The sequence below is a fragment of the Marinospirillum sp. genome, assembly GCF_014859565.1.
This window is the reverse complement of sequence record NZ_JACUUA010000064.1, coordinates 1-17,080: the sequence shown is the minus strand read 5'-3', so window position 1 is coordinate 17,080 and position 17,080 is coordinate 1. Positions and strand designations below refer to the sequence as shown.

Sequence of the window (17,080 nt, the reverse complement as noted above, 5' to 3'; positions counted from 1 at the left end):
TTTAATGCAGGAAATGAACCGCGAAGCCAACACCCTCGGCTCCAAGGCCATGAGTATGGACATGACCCAGGTTTCAGTGGATCTGAAAGTCCTGATCGAACAGATGAGAGAGCAGATCCAGAATATTGAATAACCCTGGATCTTATCCGTCATCACACAGCGCGTCACACAGACCCCAGAGTTTTGAACGTTATTGTTGTTGGTCAGGCTTGTTCCTGATTCAGAATGTCAATGTAAGCGCTGTAGGCAAAGACGCGATTACGTTTTTGTCCGGTGAGCTCACGCACTAGCGCAAACTCCGGCTGTGCCAGTTTATCCATCACCTTGCCTGCTGTGGCAGGCGTGATGCCGCTGTATTTCACAAGGGTGTTGATATTTGCTATGGGGTATTCAAACAACACATCTAAAACCTGCTGAGCGGAAGCCGCCATACGTCCAAGACTGGCAAGCTGGCTACGGTGGGTTTGGCGCAGTTGGTTCAGTTGTTGTGCTGTTTTCACGGCCTGATTGGCAGTGTCAGCCACGGCATCAACAAAAAACAGCAGCCAGCTTTCCCAGTTCCCGCTTAAACGAACCTGCTGTAGCTTGTCGTAGTAGACTTGGCGATGTTTTTTGAAGAATACGGATAAATACAACAAGGGTTCACTGAGTATCCGGGCTTCGACCAGGATGAGCGGGATGAGTAAACGCCCCAGTCGGCCGTTACCGTCCATAAAAGGGTGAATGGTTTCAAACTGCACATGAGCCAAAGCAGCTTTAATCAGTGGGTCGGTGGCTTCAGGCACATCGTTTATGAAGCGTTCCAGCTCAGACCAGCACTGAGCCAGTTCATTGGCTGGTGTTGGCACAAACGTGGCCTCATCTGCACGATGACCGCCAATCCACACTTGATTTTTACGGAACTCTCCCGGACCTTTGCTGATGCCCCGACCAGAGGTCATGAGGGATTTATGCAGCTCTGTCAGTAGCCGAAAGGTGATGGGATCGCCTTCTCTGATACGCTGTACCCCCAGCTCCAATGCATTGACGTAGCAAGACACTTCCTGCACATCATCCATTGGCACGCCAGGCACACCCTCCATTTCGTAGAGCATTAAATCGCTTAAGGAAGATTGTGTACCTTCAATTTGCGAAGACATCACGGCTTCTTTGCGTACGTAGCTATACAAGAACAGCCGCGAATCAGGCAAGAGGGTGCTGATGGCATCCAAGCGACCAAGAGCCAGCATGGCTTGATTGATGCGGCTTTGTAATTTGTTGTCTAGCTGTAATTCCGGGTTTGGCGGCAAAGAGGCTGGGATAAACGCCTGGCAGTTCACACCGCCAGCGATGCTAGGGACATAGCGTCCTGTTGTTCCTCGCTCCATAGACACCTCTTTGTTGGCTCACTCAGTTAAAATAAACATTCGTCATATTTTATTTTAAGCCTAAATCTAAAATAATGGGCGAGAATAATTTAACTTAAACCAGCAGCCACACAATTTTCAGATGCGAGAAGCCCCTGTATGGTTTTGAACTTTACATCAGCTGTTGCAGCAGCATGTAAGCCGCTGTGCCTGCCAGCATGGATAATAAGGCGTTACCCAGCCACAGGTGCAGCATAACGACCAGCAGTGCCGGTGCCAGTGCATCCAGCCCGAATACGGGTGTTTCCCAGTGGCCGGAGCGCAGTAAAAAAATCGCCACCAGCAATGCCATGATGCCTGCTGGCAGGTAACGCCCGAGATGCTGAACCAGCGGGTGGCTGTTGTAGCGCCCCAGAAAAACAAAAGGCAATAAGCGTGTTAATAGCGTGGCAACAGCCGTGACCAGTATAAAAGCCACCAGATACCAGGAGTCAGGAATCATCCGACGCCCCCGAAGGTGAAGAGGTATAAAGGTGCTTGCGTGAAGGGCACTGCCACAGCAGTGCTGCACCTACCAGGAACGAGGGTGGCTGGTCAGCAGGGAGTAGGTTTCATCCGTAAACACTTCCACCAAGCATAATAAGGATATTTTCAGGGCGGCCAGCCCGGCAGAGGATGGAAACAAGCGAACTCCGAAAAAAAGCGGAAATATTACCAGAAAGTGAGGCTGTGATAAGCTCTGCAACCCTAACCGAATTACTGAGGATGCACGGCACCATGTCGGACCATCAGGCCTTTCAGCAAAGTTTTCGTCAGGCGTTATCCAGAGAAATTCGTGAGCACCGCCTTATTGCAACAGGCATGGCAGTGGCAATACTGGTTGTTTTGATATTGCTGCTGGCAAGCAGTATCAGCCAGATAGGTCAGGCAACGGATTCCCGCTACAACAATGCCTTGCTGGGCGGATTGGGTGGATTTATTTCAACGGCCATTGGCGCCTTTATGGCGCTTTTTCTGCAAAAATTAAAAGCACGAACAGAAGATACTCTGCTGGGTTTTGCTGCCGGAATGATGCTGGCCGCCAGCTGTTTTTCATTGATCTTGCCCGCGCTGGATGCAGCCGGTAGTGTGATCAGCAGTGAGTTTCTGGCCGTTGTGATTGTGATACTGGGGCTGGCTCTGGGTGTTATGCTGATGCTGGGGCTGGATCGTTTTACCCCCCATGAACATGAAAATGAAGGCCCTTGTGGACCGGGTTGTCAGCGTATTGGCCGGGTCTGGCTGTTTGTACTGGCCATCACCCTGCATAACCTGCCGGAAGGGATGGCCATTGGTGTCAGTTTTGGGGCGAATGACCTGAGTGTTGGTCTACCGCTGACGGCAGCTATTTTCTTCCAGAATATTCCAGAAGGTCTGGCTGTGGCGCTGGCATTAAGAGCGGCTTATCTCACACCCTTGAATGCTGCACTGGTAGCAGCCGCAACCGGATTGATGGAGCCGTTGGGTGCGTTACTGGGTATCGGGATTTCCGGTGGTTTGGCACTGGCCTACCCGATAGGTCTGGGGTTGGCTGCCGGAGCCATGATATTTGTGGTTTCTCATGAAGTGATCCCGGAAACACACCGCAACGGCAATCAGACCTACGCCACGCTGGGGCTGATGGGCGGTTTTGCTGCCATGTTACTGCTCGATACCCTGCTGGGTTGAGCGGGTGAGCAGGTGCTTATTGATTACCTGCCAGCTGGTAATAGGGTGCCAAGACAGATCACAGCGCAGGTCTGAAACCGTGCGCGGCCAGTCTGTTTTCGCGCTGTTATGGTGCGTTTATCACCATCTGCAGCTGGTTGATAATCAGCTATAAAGTGTATCTTTATGTTTTACCAATAAAAATATGCAGTGGCATACTGCTTGCTTGGAACCTGATGCAACATCACAGTGTTCCTGGTCATGCTGTACGACTGAAAACTGAAAAATAGAGCGCTAGGGTTCCGATTGTCCGGGTCATTTATCTGGGCAATGACTGGTCCGAGAGCACTCAACCTTCAAGCGATGTTTGTTACTGAACACCCAGCGGAAGGTCACACGGCGGGATAAAAGCCCGGGAGATCACTGGCATTAGCCAGGAATACTCCGATAACCTGTGACAACCCGATGGGGATTTAACATGAAGCGACTGACTTCTTCTTTGCTGGCACTGAGTCTCAGTGTCGCCCTGATTTCCGCTCCAACACTGGCCAGAGCCGACACTAAACGCACTGATTTCAGCATCTGCTGGTCGATTTATGTCGGCTGGATGCCCTGGGGTTATGCTGCTGATGAAGGTATTGTGCAGAAATGGGCTGACAAGTACGGCATCACCATTGATGTGGTGCAGATCAACGATTACATCGAATCCATCAACCAGTACACCGTGGGTGAGTTTGACGGCTGCACCATGACCAACATGGATGCCCTGACCATTCCGGCTGCTGGAGGTGTGGATTCCACTGCGCTGATTGTTGGTGATTTTTCCAACGGTAATGATGGTGTGGTGTTAAAAGGTAAACGCAACCTGAGTGACATACGGGGTCAGCGCGTTAATCTGGTGGAACTGAGTGTATCCCACTACCTGCTGGCGCGGGCGCTGGAAAGTGCCGGTATGACAGAACGGGATGTACGGGTGGTGAACACCTCGGATGCTGACCTAGTGGCTGTGGCGGCAACCCGTTCGGTGACTGCTGTAACCACTTGGAACCCGTTGCTGAACGAAATTCTGTCCGCTCCAAACACCCATCTGGTGTTTGATTCCTCAAAAATCCCCGGTGAAATCATTGACCTGTTGGTGCTGAATACTGAAACCCTCAAGGCTTATCCAGAACTGGGTAAAGCACTGACCGGTGCTTGGTATGAAACCATGAGCCGTATGCAGCAGGGTGCAACAACAGCAAATGCAGCCCGCAGCCACATGGCAGAAGCATCCGGCACTGATCTGGCTGGTTACGAGCTACAACTGGCCAGCACCGAAATGTTCTACGACCCAGCGGCTGCCGTGACGTTTACCCGCAGTGGACAGCTACCGGCCACCATGCAAAAAGTAGCTGCTTTCTCTTTTGAACATGGCCTGTTGGGTGATGGCGCATCGGATGCTGGTTTTATCGGTGTGGAAGCACCCGCTGGTGTTGTCGGCAACAGCAACAACGTGCGCTTGCGCTTCACCGCTGACTTCATGCAGATGGCCGCTGACGGTAGCCTCTGATGAAACGCCTGCTGAACCTACAGCCCTCGCGCTTCACTCGTGTGTTGCTGGGTCTGGCACCTTTGCTGCTTCTGTTGCTGGTGTACCTAGTGGCATCAGACCTACGGCTGACTGCCAACCCGGATGACAAGCTGTTGCCTTCACTGGCACAAATGGGTGATGCCATCAGCCGTATGGCGCTGGAACCCAATCAGCGCACTGGAGATTACATCTTCTGGGTGGATACCTTCAGCAGTTTGCAACGCCTGCTGCTGGGTGTGTTGATTGCGGCATCACTGGGGTTGCTGGTCGGGTTATTGACCGGAGCCCTGCCACTGTTTGGTGCCGGTTTTTCACCACTGCTGACCATCCTTTCATTAATCCCGCCGCTGGCGCTGTTGCCGGTGCTGTTTATTGTGTTCGGGCTGGGTGAGCTGTCCAAGGTGGCCTTGATTGCCATTGGCATCACCCCGTTTATTGCCCGGGACATTCAACGCCGGGCACAGGAAATCCCGGTGGAGCAACTGATCAAGGCACAGACACTAGGTGCCAGCACCGCTCAGGTGATGGTTCGGGTGCTGCTGCCGCAACTGATGCCACGCCTGCTGGATGCCGTGCGCCTGTCGCTGGGTGCCGGTTGGCTGTTCCTGATTGCAGCAGAAGCCATTGCCTCCACCGATGGACTGGGTTATCGCATTTTTCTGGTGCGTCGTTATATGTCGATGGATGTGATTATTCCTTATGTCGCTTGGATCACGCTGCTGGCTTTTGTACTGGATCAGCTGCTGGCTTGGTGTAGTCGCCGCCTGTTCCCCTGGCATGGCAAGGGAGGTGTGTGATGATTGAGGCTCGTAATCTCTGGAAACGTTACGACGATAAAGTGGTGCTGGAGCGTATCAACGTGAAGGTGCAGGAGGGGGAGTTTGTCACCCTTGTGGGCACTTCCGGCTGTGGCAAGAGCACTTTTCTGAAACTGCTGCTGGGTACAGAAACCGCCAGCAGCGGGCAGCTGCTACTGGATGGTAAACCAGTACGGGATGAACCGGACTCGGATCGCGGCATCGTGTTTCAGCAGTATTCCGTGTTCCCGCACATGACAGTGCTGGACAACGTGATGGCGGCCCGTGCTTTTGCCCGTCGTGGTCTGACCGGTTATCTCTTTGGGCAGGCATGGCGTGAAGCGCAGGAAGCGGCAATGGAGCTGCTGAACAAGGTGGGGTTGGGGAATGCCCTGAAACTTTATCCACACCAGCTTTCCGGTGGTATGCGTCAACGCCTGGCAATAGCTCAGGCACTGCTGGCCAAACCCCGCATCCTGCTGCTCGATGAACCCTTTGGTGCACTGGACCCCGGCATCCGTGCCGACATGCATCAACTGGTGTTGGAACTCTGGCAGAGCCATCAGTTGACCGTATTCATGGTCACCCATGACCTCAAAGAAGGTTTTTATCTCGGTACCCGCCTGTGGGTGTTTGACAAGCTGCGCCACGATCCTCAGGCACCGGATGCCTATGGTTCAGGCATTACCTACGATTTGCCGGTGGGTAAGACGGATCAGCAGACCCTGAAAGTCCTGCAGGCGAACCTTAAGGAGTCACAACATGATTTCCCGAATTGAATACACCACCCAGTTGCCAACCGGTGGCCACTGGTCACTGCGCATGGCACGCGGCACGGTGCTGCGGCTGACCGACCTGAAAGGCGGTGCCAATGCCGGTTTGTTGTTTTATAACCCGGAAAACCTGCTGGAACGTTACAACGCACCGGACACTCTGAAATGCCAACACACTTTTCGGCTGACGCTTGGCCACTGCCTGTATTCCGATATGGGTCGGATTTTTTGCTCCATTGTGCAGGATGACAGTGGCTGGCACGACACGGTTTGTGGCAACAGCAATGCCCGAAGTGTGGCCGAGCGCTGGGGCAAACGGGATTACCAGCACCAGCGCAATGCCTGGTATCAGAACGGTCAGGATGCCTTCCTGGTTGAGCTGGAAAAATACGGTCTGGGGCTGGCGGATCTGGCTGCCAACCTGAACCTGTTCAGCAAGGTGGTGGCGGATGAAGCCGGTCAACTGCAACTGGATGCCAGTGAAACAAGACCGGGGCGTCAGGTGACCTTAAGGTTTGAAATGGACACCCTGGTGCTGCTGCATGCCTGCCCGCATCCACTGAATACTGCTGCAGATTACCCGGATGCACCGGTGCAGGTGGAGCTGGGACTGGCCGAGCCAGTCAGTGAAGATGACTACTGCCGCAATTTCCGTCCGGAAAACCAGCGCGGCTTCCAGAACAACGCACTCTATTACCTGGGACGCTGAGGAGGACAAGATGCTGAAAACCAGTGATCGCCTGCCGGAGCAGGCCAGTTTTCGAACCGTGGTTGATTCCGGTGATTATTACATCGGGCGACTGAACAAGGGCCAGACCCTGCGCATTCTGGATCTGGAAGGTAATCAGGCAGCAGATACCCTGTTCTATAACGCTGACAACCCGGCAGAACGCTACAGCATGAGTGACACCCTGAGTGCTCAGGGGCAGGTATACCTCACCACCGGCAGCCGCCTGATGTCCAACGAACAACGGGTGATGCTGGAGATTGTGGCTGACACCTGTGGTCGCCATGACACCCTCGGCGGTGCCTGCGCCACCGAAAGCAACACCGTGCGTTATGACCTGGAAAAACGCTGCATGCATGCCTGTCGTGACAGCTGGATGCTCGCCATTGGTGAACACCCCGAATACGGTCTGACCAAACGGGACATCGGCCACAACATCAACTTCTTCATGAACGTACCAGTGACCCCTGACGGCGGCCTGAGCTTTGCTGATGGCATCTCCGCTCCCGGCAAGTATGTGGAAATGACCGCCTGCATGGACCTGATTGTGCTGCTGTCCAACTGCCCGCAGCTCAATAATCCGTGTAATGGGTATAACCCGACACCAGTTGAATTACTCATCTGGAGTAGTTAATACAATCGCTATACCCAGTAAAGACTCACGTAACGAGCGCAGATCAGACAAGGCAAAATTGACCGAAAAAACGCAGTTTACACGCAGTAAATGAGTATTTTGAGGGCGATTTCAACGCAGTATGATCAAGCGCAGTCGTGAAGGCCGCCAAGACTTCAGTGGACGACCACTGTCGTATCTTCTCCGGGACGACCCGCTAGGATTGATGATGTTTTCCAAAGTTCTGATTGCCAATCGGGGTGCCATTGCTGTGCGTTTGTTGCGCACCCTGAAAAAACTCGGCATCACCTCGGTGGTGGTGTACCACGCCAGTGATGCCCGCAGCCTGCATGTGCAACTGGCGGATGAAGCCTGGCCGCTGGGTGATGGCTCGGCGGCTGAAACCTACCTGAACATGGATCTGCTGCTGGACATTGCCCGTCAGTCCGGTGCTGAAGCCATCCATCCCGGTTATGGTTTTCTCAGTGAAAAACCTGAATTTGTAAGGCGTTGTGAAGCGGCCGGGTTGGTATTTATCGGCCCGACAGCAGAACAAATGGAGATGTTTGGCCTTAAACACCGTGCGCGTGAGCTGGCGCAGAAGGCAGGAGTGCCACTGTTGCCGGGTTCGGATCTACTGAAAGATCTGGAGTCTGCCTGTCAGGTGGCAGTCGGTATTGGTTATCCGGTGATGCTAAAAAGCACTGCTGGGGGTGGTGGTATTGGTATGCAGGTGTGTGCTGATGAAGCCGCCCTGCGTGAAGGTTTTGAGCGGGTCAAACGCCTAGGCAGCAACAACTTTGCTGATGACGGGGTGTTTCTGGAAAAGTTTGTGGCGCGCGCCCGTCATATTGAAGTACAGGTGTTTGGTGATGGTCGGGGGCAAGCGCTGGCGCTGGGTGAACGGGATTGCTCCAGCCAGCGGCGCAACCAGAAGGTGGTTGAAGAGTGTCCGGCACCCGGCCTGAGTGATGCACAACAACAGCAACTCCATGTCACGGCTGAACGTCTGCTGGCATCGGTGAATTATCGTAATGCCGGTACGGTGGAGTTTATTTATGACGCTGACCGGGATGACTTTTATTTTCTGGAAGTGAATACCCGTCTGCAGGTGGAGCACGGCGTTACTGAAGAAGTTTTTGGTATTGATCTGGTGGCGTGGATGCTGCAACTGGCTGCCGCTGAGCCTCTGGATCTGCAACAGCAGAGGCAGGCACTGCAACCGCAAGGTCATGCTATACAGGTGCGGATTTATGCCGAAGATCCCTGGCGCAACTTTCAACCCAGTCCCGGCCTGTTGAGTCAGGTGCTGCTGCCGGAGTTGCCAGGGGTACGCATTGATCACTGGATTGAAACGGGCATTGAAGTACCGGCCCTGTTTGACCCGATGCTGGCCAAGGTGATTGTACATGGCGCTGATCGTGCCGCTGCACTGCAGCAGCTCCAGTCAGCCCTGCAACAGATTCAACTCTACGGCACCCAGACCAATCTGGATTACCTGCAGGCCTTGTGTGTTGATCCGGTATTGCAGGCCGGGCAGGTCACCACCGCCTACCTGAACCACTTCCGTTACCAGCCGGCGCGCATTGATGTGTTACAACCCGGTACCCAGACCACCCTGCAGGATTGGCCAGGACGTCAGGGGCATTGGGATGTGGGGGTGCCACCCTCTGGCCCGTTTGACAGTTACTCCTTCCGGCTGGGCAATCGACTGTTGGGAAATGCCGAAGGTGCCACAGCATTGGAAATCACCCTGCAAGGCCCGCTGCTGGAATTCAGTTGTGCCACCCAGGTGTTATTGGCCGGTGCCCCGGCAGAAGTCTTGCTGAATGGGGTGGCAGTAAGCCACTGGCAGGTGCTGTTGATTCAGCCGGGGGATAAGTTGCAGATCGGGCGCATTCAACAGGGTACCAGGGCTTATCTTTGTGTGCGTGGTGGCATTCAGTGTCCGGGTTATCTGGGCTCCACCAGCACCTTCACGCTGGGTCAGTTTGGGGGTCACAATGGCCGCGCCCTGCGCAGCGGTGATGTATTGCAACTGACTGCCAATACGCCTCCGGTACAGCCTCAGCCGCTGGATGCCGCGCTCTTGCCGGAAATTTCCAGTCATTGGCAATTGCGGGTGATTTATGGCCCACACGGCGCGCCGGATTATTTCACCGGGCAGGATATCCAGAGCTTTTTTGCTGCCAACTGGGAGGTGCATTACAACTCCAGTCGTACCGGCATCCGGCTGATTGGTCCAAAACCCGACTGGGCAAGACGGGATGGTGGTGAAGCGGGTATGCACCCCTCCAACATCCATGACAATGCTTATGCCTTCGGCACGGTGGATTTTACCGGTGACATGCCAGTGATTCTGGGGCCGGATGGCCCATCATTGGGTGGTTTTGTCTGTCCGGCCACGGTGATCACTGCTGATCTATGGAAACTGGGCCAGTTGCGAGCCGGTGACCGTATCCGTTTTGTGCCGGTCAGCCTGGATACTGCCGTGGCGCTGGAAGCGGCTCAGCAGCAGTCCCTGCAACACCTGCAAAGTGTACCTTGTGACTGGCAACCAGTGCTGCCGACCAGCCCGATTCTGGAACACCTGCCGGCATCGGAATTTGGTGATGACATCCTGATACGTGCTGCCGGTGATCATTTCCTGCTGGTTGAATACGGTAAACAACAGCTGGATCTGCGCCTGCGTTTTCGCGCCCATGCCTTGATGCAGTGGTTACAGCAGCATCCACTGCCGGGATTAAAAGAGCTTACGCCGGGGGTGCGTTCATTGCAGTTGCACTTTGACAGCCAGCAGCTGAGTCACCGGCAGTTATTAAAACACCTGCGCAGTGCGGAGCAGCAACTGGCGCGTCAGCTTAACCAGCTGACGGTGCCATCACGTACCGTCTGGTTGCCCTTGTCCTGGGATGATGAAGCCTGTCAGCTGGCGATCAGAAAATACATGCAATCGGTGCGTAAGGATGCGCCCTGGTGCCCCAGCAATCTGGAATTCATTCGCCGCATTAACGGGCTGGATAGCCTGGATGAAGTGAAGCGCATCGTTTTTGAGGCGGCCTATCTGGTGATGGGGCTGGGTGATGTGTACCTGGGTGCACCCTTGGCAACTCCGCTGGACCCTCGCCACCGACTGGTAACCACCAAGTACAATCCAGCTCGCACCTGGACGGCGGAAAATTCGGTGGGCATTGGTGGTTCTTACCTCTGTGTGTACGGCATGGAAGGCCCCGGTGGTTACCAGTTTGTCGGTCGCACCCTGCAGATGTGGAACCGTGAACGCACCACCCGTGAATTCACGCGCCCCTGGTTGCTGCGCTTTTTTGACCAGATACGTTTTTATGAAGTGTCGGCTGAAGAGCTGCAGCAGATTCGCCGGGATTTTCCCCTGGGTGACTATTCATTAAAGATCGAAGAGGGGCATTTCAGTCTGGCCGAATACGAAACTTTTCTGGAAACTGAACAGGCGGATATTCAACAGTTTGTGCAGCAGCGTGAAGTTGCCTTTGAAACAGAGCTGGCGCACTGGCATACCAGTGGCCAGTTCAACTTCACCCACGAAGAAGCAGAACAGACTGAACAGCAACTGGACTGGCCGGAAGGCAGCCTGTTGGCCGACAGCCCGGTATCCGGCAGTGTCTGGCAGTTGCAGGTGGCAGTTGGTGATTCGGTGCAAGCCGGTCAGACCCTGCTGGTGCTGGAATCCATGAAAATGGAAATCCCGGTGCTGGCAAGCGCTCCCGGTGTGGTGGAACAATTGCTGGTGAATGCCGGTGGGCGAGTCACCGCCGGACAACCGCTGGTGGTCATGTCAGCAACCGAAACCTGATGGCGCGCCTTTTCTGAAAATCACTGCACCGGATCAGTCACCAAAGTCCGGTGCAGTTTTCAGATGCTTGCTGATGACGTATTCACTGTAATACAGCGGCATCACATGGGGTTGCTGTTCAAGCAAGGAGGAGCCTTGTGTGCCAGTGAGCTTGATGCTTTTGTGGGGAGTACACTTGCTGATGTAAGACAGAAGTGATTTAGCGCGGGTACGTTTGCCACTTTTTACTTCGATCGGAACAACCCGGCCCTGATCGTCTGCGGCAATGAATTCAATTTCTGCTCTGGCATCATTCCATGAGTAAGTCGTATCCATACCCTGGGCGGCAAACTCCTGCTGGACAAAGTTTTCAGCAATATAACCCTTGTATTCGTAACCCTGCTGTTTGATTTCCCGATAACTGACGCCAAGCATGTGGTTGAGCAGTCCAACATCAAACAGGAAAAGCTTGACCAGGTTGTCTTTGCGGTAGGCTGCCAGTGGGCTGCGGGGTGTGCCTGAAAGGGGGTGGTTTTTCAGAATCAAACGGCATTTTTCCAGCCAGCTGATGGCACTTTCAAACTCACCATAACGTGATTTGCGCTCATGCACCTCTTTGAACTTGAAGCGTTTCACGGACTCATCCATAACACTTGACAGCTGTGATGGTATGTTACGAAACACGGCCTCAATCAGAGTCGCATCCACCTTGCCGGCATATTTTCCAAAATCCCGCATATAACCTGAAACCAGGTTGGTATGGATATCCGAGACAGCTTGTATGCGCTCAAGGATGCTGTTTTTTTCCAGTTCAAACCAGGTGTGAACAGCTTCAGGCATACCGCCGGTGAAATAATAATCTGTGAGCTTGTCGAACAGCTTGTTGTGGGCCGCAGCAGAATTCATCTGGGAGTCAAAAGCCTGAAACAGTGGTTTGTCACCTGATGCAATAAGAAACTCGCGAAAAGTAAGTGGGCGCAGATTGTGCTGTTCAACCTTGCCAACAGGAAAGGTGTTCAACAGGCCAATATTGGAGCCACTGGCTGCAACATACATCTGGGGGGCTTTTTCAGCGAAATACTTCAAGGCAGTGACTGCTCGCGGTGACTCACCAATTTCATCCAGAATCAGCAGGTCTTTGTCTGGGTTGAATGGTTGGCCAGTCAGTAGCTCAAGGTTTTTGATCACATCTTCTGGAGTCAGCGAGCCTTCAAAGGCAGCAGCCATGTCTGGTGATTCCAGAAAATCAATGCGTAATACCTGTTGGAATTGCTGGCCGAGCAGGGTCTGCAGCAGGTAAGTTTTTCCAGTCTGGCGAGCGCCATCGATCAACAGCGGTTTTCGTGTTGGTTTGTTTTTCCATGCCAGTAATTGTTCAAGAAGTAACCGCTGCATGCAAGATCCTCGGTGGGGCTAGGCAAGTCACCGATAATTACACTTTATGGCGCATAAAAATGCAAGTATTCACACTTTTATGCGCGTAAAAGTGGTGCGCTACCGTTTTGGAAGTTCACTGCTCAGGTGAGATTTGTAAATCTCGGTGCAGCAGGGTGCGCAGCAGGATGCCAAGCATTGGGCAGGCGGCCATCACTGCCAGCATCGGGATGGGTGAGCCATCACCCAGCAGGCCGACCAGTGTGCCGCTGGCAGCACCCACCATAAATCCGGTAGCGGTGATCACGGCGCTGGCAGTGGCAGCACTCTGCGGGAAATAATCCACTGCGCTGGAAATGCCGTTGGCCATGATAAAACCATGCTGTCCCATAAAGAGCATGATCAGCACCACCACCACCCAGAGCGGCAGTTCAAACAGTAAGAAAGCCAACAGCAGAGAGGCACCAAATATCAGTTGGATTGTCTGGCCGATTTTTAACAATCGCAGGGGTGAGGTACGGTTGAGGAAATACACATTCAGTCGGTTACAGACCACCAGTGTCAGGATATTCATACCAAATAAAACCGGAAACAGCTGCACACTGACACCGTAGTATTCCATGTACACCAGCGCAGAGCCGGTGATAAAAGCAAACATACCGGCATGACTGAAAGCGGTGGCACTCAAGAAACCAAGAGTGGGGCGATGACGGATCACTGACCAGTAACGCCGCAACGGGTTCATGGAAACCTGCACAGCCGCCTGACGGGTTTCCGGCAAGGTACGCAGCAGCACCAGTAACAAGGCCAGGGCATAAAGCATCAGGGCAGCAAAAATCCCCCGCCAGTTGCTGAACAGCAGAATGCCACTGCCGATAAAAGGAGCCAGCAGGGGTGCCGCCAGCATGATCGACACAATGCGCGACAAGGCACGGGCACTGTCCCGGCCACTATACAGATCTCGCACCACCGCCATGGTATTGACTACCCCAATACCGCCCCCGAAGGCTTGTAACACCCGCGCCAGCCACAAGACTTCAATGGAAGGTGTGAGCGCGGCCAGCAGGCTGCCCAGCGCAAAAATCCCCAGTCCGGACAGGATGGTCAGGCGACGACCGTACTGGTCAGAAAAGGGTCCACCGAATAACTGCCCCAGTGCAAAACCGACCAGAAACACACTCAGCGTCAGCTCCACATGGTGAATTGAGGTATCCAGACTGGTGGCAATTTGTGGCATGGCTGGCAGGTAGGCATCAATCGCCAGCGGGCCGATGGAAACCAGCCCGGCCAGCATCCAGGTCAGGCTGTGGAAGGATGCTGCAGGAATCTTCATCTTACGCGCCCTAATAGGTGGACTTGCTAGTCTAGCTGATTTAACAATAAAAAACCGCCCCCGAAGGAGCGGTAAAAAGCACAGCTATGACTGCAACAACACAACAAAAATATTCAACTTCAGGCGGGTTCGACCTCAGCAGCTGCTACCACCGGAACCGGGGTTCGAATCAGGTGATCAAAGGCACCCAGCGCTGCAGTTGCGCCGGAACCCATGGAAATGATGATCTGTTTGTAAGGTGTGTTGGTGACATCCCCGGCAGCAAACACACCCGCCATGGAGGTGCGGCCGTGGCTATCCACCACAATTTCACCGCGCTCAGTCAGCTCCAGGGCATCGCGCAGGAACTCACTGTTGGGCACCAGGCCGATCTGCACAAAGATACCGGCCACATCCAGCACATGAGTTTCATCCAGCTTGCGATCCTGATACTTCAAGCCAATCACCTTGTTGCCATCACCCAATACCTCGGTGGTCATGGCTTGTTTGATGATACGGATGTTGCCCATGGATTCTGCTTTGCGCACCAGCACCGCATCAGCACGCAGGGTGTCGGAAAACTCCAGTACGGTGACGTGTTCAACAATACCTGCCAGATCTATCGCGGCCTCAATACCGGAGTTACCACCACCAATCACTGCCACACGCTTGCCTTTGAACAGCGGGCCATCACAGTGGGGGCAGTAGGCCACACCCTTGCCACGGTATTCTTTTTCACCCGGTACATTCATTTCACGCCAGCGGGCACCGGTGGCCAGAATCACACTGCGGCTCTTCAGGGTGGCGCCACTTTCCAGCGTGACTTCGATGTAATCGCCTTTTTTCACCGCTGCGGCTTTCTGCTCGGTGATCAGGTCCACTTCATATTCCTTCACGTGCTGTTCTAGGCTGGCCACCAGTTTCGGGCCTTCGGTGTAGGGCACGGAAATGAAGTTCTCGATGCCTACGGTATCCATCACCTGACCACCAAAACGCTCAGCCACCACACCGGTGCGAATGCCTTTGCGAGCCGCATAGATGGCTGCAGAAGCACCCGCAGGACCACCACCGATCACCAGCACTTCATAGGGTGCCTTGTCATTCAGGGCGGCTGCCTTGCGTTTGGCGGCACCGGTATCCAGCTTGCTGACAATTTCATTCAGTGTCATGCGGCCCTGGCCGAAGGGTTCACCGTTCAGGTAAACCGAGGGCACGGCCATAATCTGTTTTTCTTCCACTTCCTGCTGGAACAGTGCGCCATCCACCATCACGTGAGTGATGCCGGGGTTCAGGGTTGCCATCAGGTTCAGCGCCTGTACCACGTCCGGGCAGTTCTGGCAGGACAGCGAAATGTAAGTTGTAAAATGGAATTCACCTGGCAGATTACGGATCTGCTCCAGGACTTCGGGGTCAGCCTTGGAAGGATGACCACCGGCCTGCAGCAGTGCCAGTACCAGTGAAGTGAATTCGTGACCCATCGGAATGCCTGCAAAACTGACACGCGGTGTTTCACCGACAGGGCCTATAGCCATACTGGGCGTGCGTTCAGCAGCCACTTGTTTAAGGCTGATCTTGCCAGACATTGCAGCAAGTTCGGTCGCCAGTTCCAGCAATTCCTGGGACTTGGCTTGGTCATCAGCGGACACACACAGCTCAATCGGATTCACGATGTATTGCAAGTAGGCGTCCAGCTGTTGTTTCAGGGAGTCGTCCAACATGATGTGTGTCCTTTGATCATTAACTTGGGGTTTACTTAGATCTTGCCTACCAGATCCAGAGAAGGTTTCAGAGTTGCTTCACCTTCTTTCCACTTGGCTGGGCAGACTTCACCTGGGTGAGAGGCAACGTACTGAGCAGCCTTAATTTTGCGCATCAGGTCGTCTGCATCACGGCCAATGCCTTCAGCAGTGATTTCAACCGCCTGAATCACACCCTGTGGGTCGATAATAAAAGTGGCACGATCTGCCAGACCCTGACCTTCACGCATCACACCAAAGTTGTTGGTGATGTTGCCGGTCTGGTCACCAACCATGTAGTAGTTGATCTTGCCGATGGTTTCAGAAGCATCGTGCCAGGCTTTGTGGGTGAAGTGGGTGTCGGTGGATACAGAGAAAACTTCCACGCCCAGCTTCTGCAGTTCGGCATACTTATCTGCTACGTCGCCCAGCTCGGTCGGGCAAACAAAAGTGAAGTCGGCTGGGTAGAAGAAAAATACTGCCCACTTTCCTTTAACATCGGCTTCGGTGATTTCAACAAACTTGCCTTGCTTGAATGCGGTTGCAGCAAAAGGTTTGATTTCAGTGTTAACAATACCCATGAGTTATTCTCCTGATTGGTAAAAAATTAGTCAGTTCTTGAACACAGGAGTCATATTATCTTTAGCTATCAAATCATGGAAATTGATTAGATTTAACGTGATGATTGGCTTCGGCTATCAGCACCTTCTGTGTTGATGTTAATATCAGGCCAAAGAGACAAACGAGGTGCCCATGCACAAGGATCAACACTCCACACAGAACAACAACCAGCAGGCCATCAGTCGGATTCTGGATAGCCTAGATGCGCTGGTGTACGTTGCAGATATGGATACTCACGAGTTGCTGTTCATGAATGAATATGGACGCAACCAATGGGGTGAAGCCAACGGACGTAAATGCTGGCAGGTGCTGCAAGCTGATCAGACCGGCCCTTGTGCCTTCTGCACCAACCATCGTTTACTGGATGAAGAAGGCAAACCGACCGGTGTGTTGGTATGGGAGTTTCAGAATACCGCCAATGAACACTGGTATCAGTGTCGGGATCAGGCAGTGGAGTGGTTGGATGGTCGGCTGGTGCGAATTGAGATTGCCACTGACATTACCGATCGTAAACACATGGAACAGGAGTTGGAAGTTGCCCGCCGCGAAGCAGAAATACTGGCCGACACCGATGCGCTGACCAGCCTGAATAATCGCCGTGCCTTTTTTAATCTGGGCAAACAAACCCTGCATCTGGCACAACGTAATGCCACCCCGGTCAGTCTGGTGATGTTCGATCTGGATCACTTTAAACAGATTAATGACCTGCATGGTCAT

At 53.5% G+C, this 17,080-nt stretch carries 15 protein-coding genes and 1 riboswitch; of the genes, 9 read left to right on the top strand and 6 right to left on the bottom strand.

Annotated features, from left to right (window positions below; translation table 11 throughout):
- Positions 1–133 (top strand): DUF1732 domain-containing protein (locus IBX50_RS09955; protein WP_292255503.1); only part of this gene is annotated, 133 nt, incomplete at its 5' end.
- A gap of 70 nt (positions 134–203) precedes the next feature.
- Here the strand turns inward: IBX50_RS09955 and IBX50_RS09950 are convergent.
- On the bottom strand, positions 204–1,367 hold the full coding sequence (locus IBX50_RS09950) for a Fic family protein (RefSeq protein ID WP_292255499.1): 1,164 nt from the start codon (positions 1,365–1,367) through the stop codon (positions 204–206).
- A 151-nt stretch (positions 1,368–1,518) separates the two neighbouring features.
- Complete coding sequence (locus tag IBX50_RS09945) at positions 1,519–1,848, bottom strand: AzlD domain-containing protein (RefSeq protein ID WP_292255497.1); 330 nt, start codon at positions 1,846–1,848, stop codon at positions 1,519–1,521.
- A 275-nt stretch (positions 1,849–2,123) separates the two neighbouring features.
- Here IBX50_RS09945 and IBX50_RS09940 point away from each other — a divergent pair, with 275 nt between their 5' ends.
- The 7 genes from IBX50_RS09940 to uca all read left to right on the top strand — a co-directional run bounded on the left by IBX50_RS09940 (position 2,124) and on the right by uca (position 11,341).
- Positions 2,124–3,053, top strand: a complete 930-nt coding sequence (locus IBX50_RS09940) for a ZIP family metal transporter (protein WP_292255495.1) — start codon at positions 2,124–2,126, stop codon at positions 3,051–3,053.
- 262 nt (positions 3,054–3,315) lie between these two features.
- Positions 3,316–3,453, top strand: a riboswitch (guanidine-I (ykkC/yxkD leader).
- Positions 3,454–3,510: 57 nt separating this feature from the next.
- Positions 3,511–4,581 (top strand): putative urea ABC transporter substrate-binding protein, encoded by a 1,071-nt coding sequence (locus tag IBX50_RS09935; RefSeq protein ID WP_292255493.1) that lies wholly within the window; start codon positions 3,511–3,513, stop codon positions 4,579–4,581.
- Positions 4,581–5,399 carry an ABC transporter permease gene (locus tag IBX50_RS09930; RefSeq protein WP_292255491.1) on the top strand — a complete coding sequence of 273 codons (819 nt, stop codon included), beginning with the start codon at positions 4,581–4,583 and terminating at the stop codon, positions 5,397–5,399. The genes IBX50_RS09935 and IBX50_RS09930 overlap by 1 nt, the downstream gene beginning before the upstream one ends.
- Positions 5,399–6,178, top strand: coding sequence for an ABC transporter ATP-binding protein (locus IBX50_RS09925; RefSeq protein ID WP_292255489.1), 780 nt, complete (start codon positions 5,399–5,401; stop codon positions 6,176–6,178). Before IBX50_RS09930 ends, IBX50_RS09925 begins: the two co-directional genes overlap by 1 nt.
- Positions 6,162–6,881 (top strand): urea amidolyase associated protein UAAP1, encoded by a 720-nt coding sequence (locus tag IBX50_RS09920; protein ID WP_292255488.1) that lies wholly within the window; start codon positions 6,162–6,164, stop codon positions 6,879–6,881. The genes IBX50_RS09925 and IBX50_RS09920 overlap by 17 nt, the downstream gene beginning before the upstream one ends.
- A 10-nt stretch (positions 6,882–6,891) precedes the next feature.
- Positions 6,892–7,533 carry an urea amidolyase associated protein UAAP2 gene (locus tag IBX50_RS09915; RefSeq protein ID WP_292255487.1) on the top strand — a complete coding sequence of 214 codons (642 nt, stop codon included), beginning with the start codon at positions 6,892–6,894 and terminating at the stop codon, positions 7,531–7,533.
- Positions 7,534–7,741: 208 nt separating this feature from the next.
- Positions 7,742–11,341, top strand: a complete 3,600-nt coding sequence (gene uca, locus IBX50_RS09910) for an urea carboxylase (RefSeq protein ID WP_292255501.1) — start codon at positions 7,742–7,744, stop codon at positions 11,339–11,341.
- 33 nt (positions 11,342–11,374) lie between these two features.
- Here the strand turns inward: uca and IBX50_RS09905 are convergent, their stop codons facing one another.
- The 4 genes from IBX50_RS09905 to ahpC all read right to left on the bottom strand — a co-directional run bounded on the left by IBX50_RS09905 (position 11,375) and on the right by ahpC (position 16,323).
- On the bottom strand, positions 11,375–12,715 hold the full coding sequence (locus IBX50_RS09905; RefSeq protein WP_292255486.1) for an AAA family ATPase: 1,341 nt from the start codon (positions 12,713–12,715) through the stop codon (positions 11,375–11,377).
- A 115-nt stretch (positions 12,716–12,830) separates the two neighbouring features.
- Positions 12,831–14,027 carry a multidrug effflux MFS transporter gene (locus IBX50_RS09900; RefSeq protein WP_292255485.1) on the bottom strand — a complete coding sequence of 399 codons (1,197 nt, stop codon included), beginning with the start codon at positions 14,025–14,027 and terminating at the stop codon, positions 12,831–12,833.
- A 119-nt stretch (positions 14,028–14,146) separates the two neighbouring features.
- Positions 14,147–15,724, bottom strand: a complete 1,578-nt coding sequence (gene ahpF, locus IBX50_RS09895) for an alkyl hydroperoxide reductase subunit F (protein WP_292255484.1) — start codon at positions 15,722–15,724, stop codon at positions 14,147–14,149.
- Between the two features lie 35 nt (positions 15,725–15,759).
- Positions 15,760–16,323: an alkyl hydroperoxide reductase subunit C gene (gene ahpC, locus IBX50_RS09890; protein ID WP_292255483.1), complete on the bottom strand. Its 564-nt coding sequence runs from the start codon at positions 16,321–16,323 to the stop codon at positions 15,760–15,762.
- Between the two features lie 172 nt (positions 16,324–16,495).
- Between ahpC and IBX50_RS09885 the strand changes: the two genes are divergently transcribed.
- On the top strand, positions 16,496–17,080 hold a 585-nt coding region (locus tag IBX50_RS09885), incomplete at its 3' end, for a sensor domain-containing diguanylate cyclase (RefSeq protein ID WP_292255482.1).

Coding starts and splice junctions, on each gene's coding strand:
- IBX50_RS09950 (WP_292255499.1), bottom strand. CDS start 1,367: ATGGAGCGAGGAACAACAGGACGCTATGTCCCTAGCATCGCTGGCGGT.
- IBX50_RS09935 (WP_292255493.1), top strand. CDS start 3,511: ATGAAGCGACTGACTTCTTCTTTGCTGGCACTGAGTCTCAGTGTCGCC.
- IBX50_RS09930 (WP_292255491.1), top strand. CDS start 4,581: ATGAAACGCCTGCTGAACCTACAGCCCTCGCGCTTCACTCGTGTGTTG.
- IBX50_RS09940 (WP_292255495.1), top strand. CDS start 2,124: ATGTCGGACCATCAGGCCTTTCAGCAAAGTTTTCGTCAGGCGTTATCC.
- IBX50_RS09905 (WP_292255486.1), bottom strand. CDS start 12,715: ATGCAGCGGTTACTTCTTGAACAATTACTGGCATGGAAAAACAAACCA.
- IBX50_RS09920 (WP_292255488.1), top strand. CDS start 6,162: ATGATTTCCCGAATTGAATACACCACCCAGTTGCCAACCGGTGGCCAC.
- IBX50_RS09925 (WP_292255489.1), top strand. CDS start 5,399: ATGATTGAGGCTCGTAATCTCTGGAAACGTTACGACGATAAAGTGGTG.
- IBX50_RS09915 (WP_292255487.1), top strand. CDS start 6,892: ATGCTGAAAACCAGTGATCGCCTGCCGGAGCAGGCCAGTTTTCGAACC.
- IBX50_RS09900 (WP_292255485.1), bottom strand. CDS start 14,027: ATGAAGATTCCTGCAGCATCCTTCCACAGCCTGACCTGGATGCTGGCC.
- ahpF (WP_292255484.1), bottom strand. CDS start 15,724: ATGTTGGACGACTCCCTGAAACAACAGCTGGACGCCTACTTGCAATAC.
- uca (WP_292255501.1), top strand. CDS start 7,742: ATGTTTTCCAAAGTTCTGATTGCCAATCGGGGTGCCATTGCTGTGCGT.
- IBX50_RS09945 (WP_292255497.1), bottom strand. CDS start 1,848: ATGATTCCTGACTCCTGGTATCTGGTGGCTTTTATACTGGTCACGGCT.
- ahpC (WP_292255483.1), bottom strand. CDS start 16,323: ATGGGTATTGTTAACACTGAAATCAAACCTTTTGCTGCAACCGCATTC.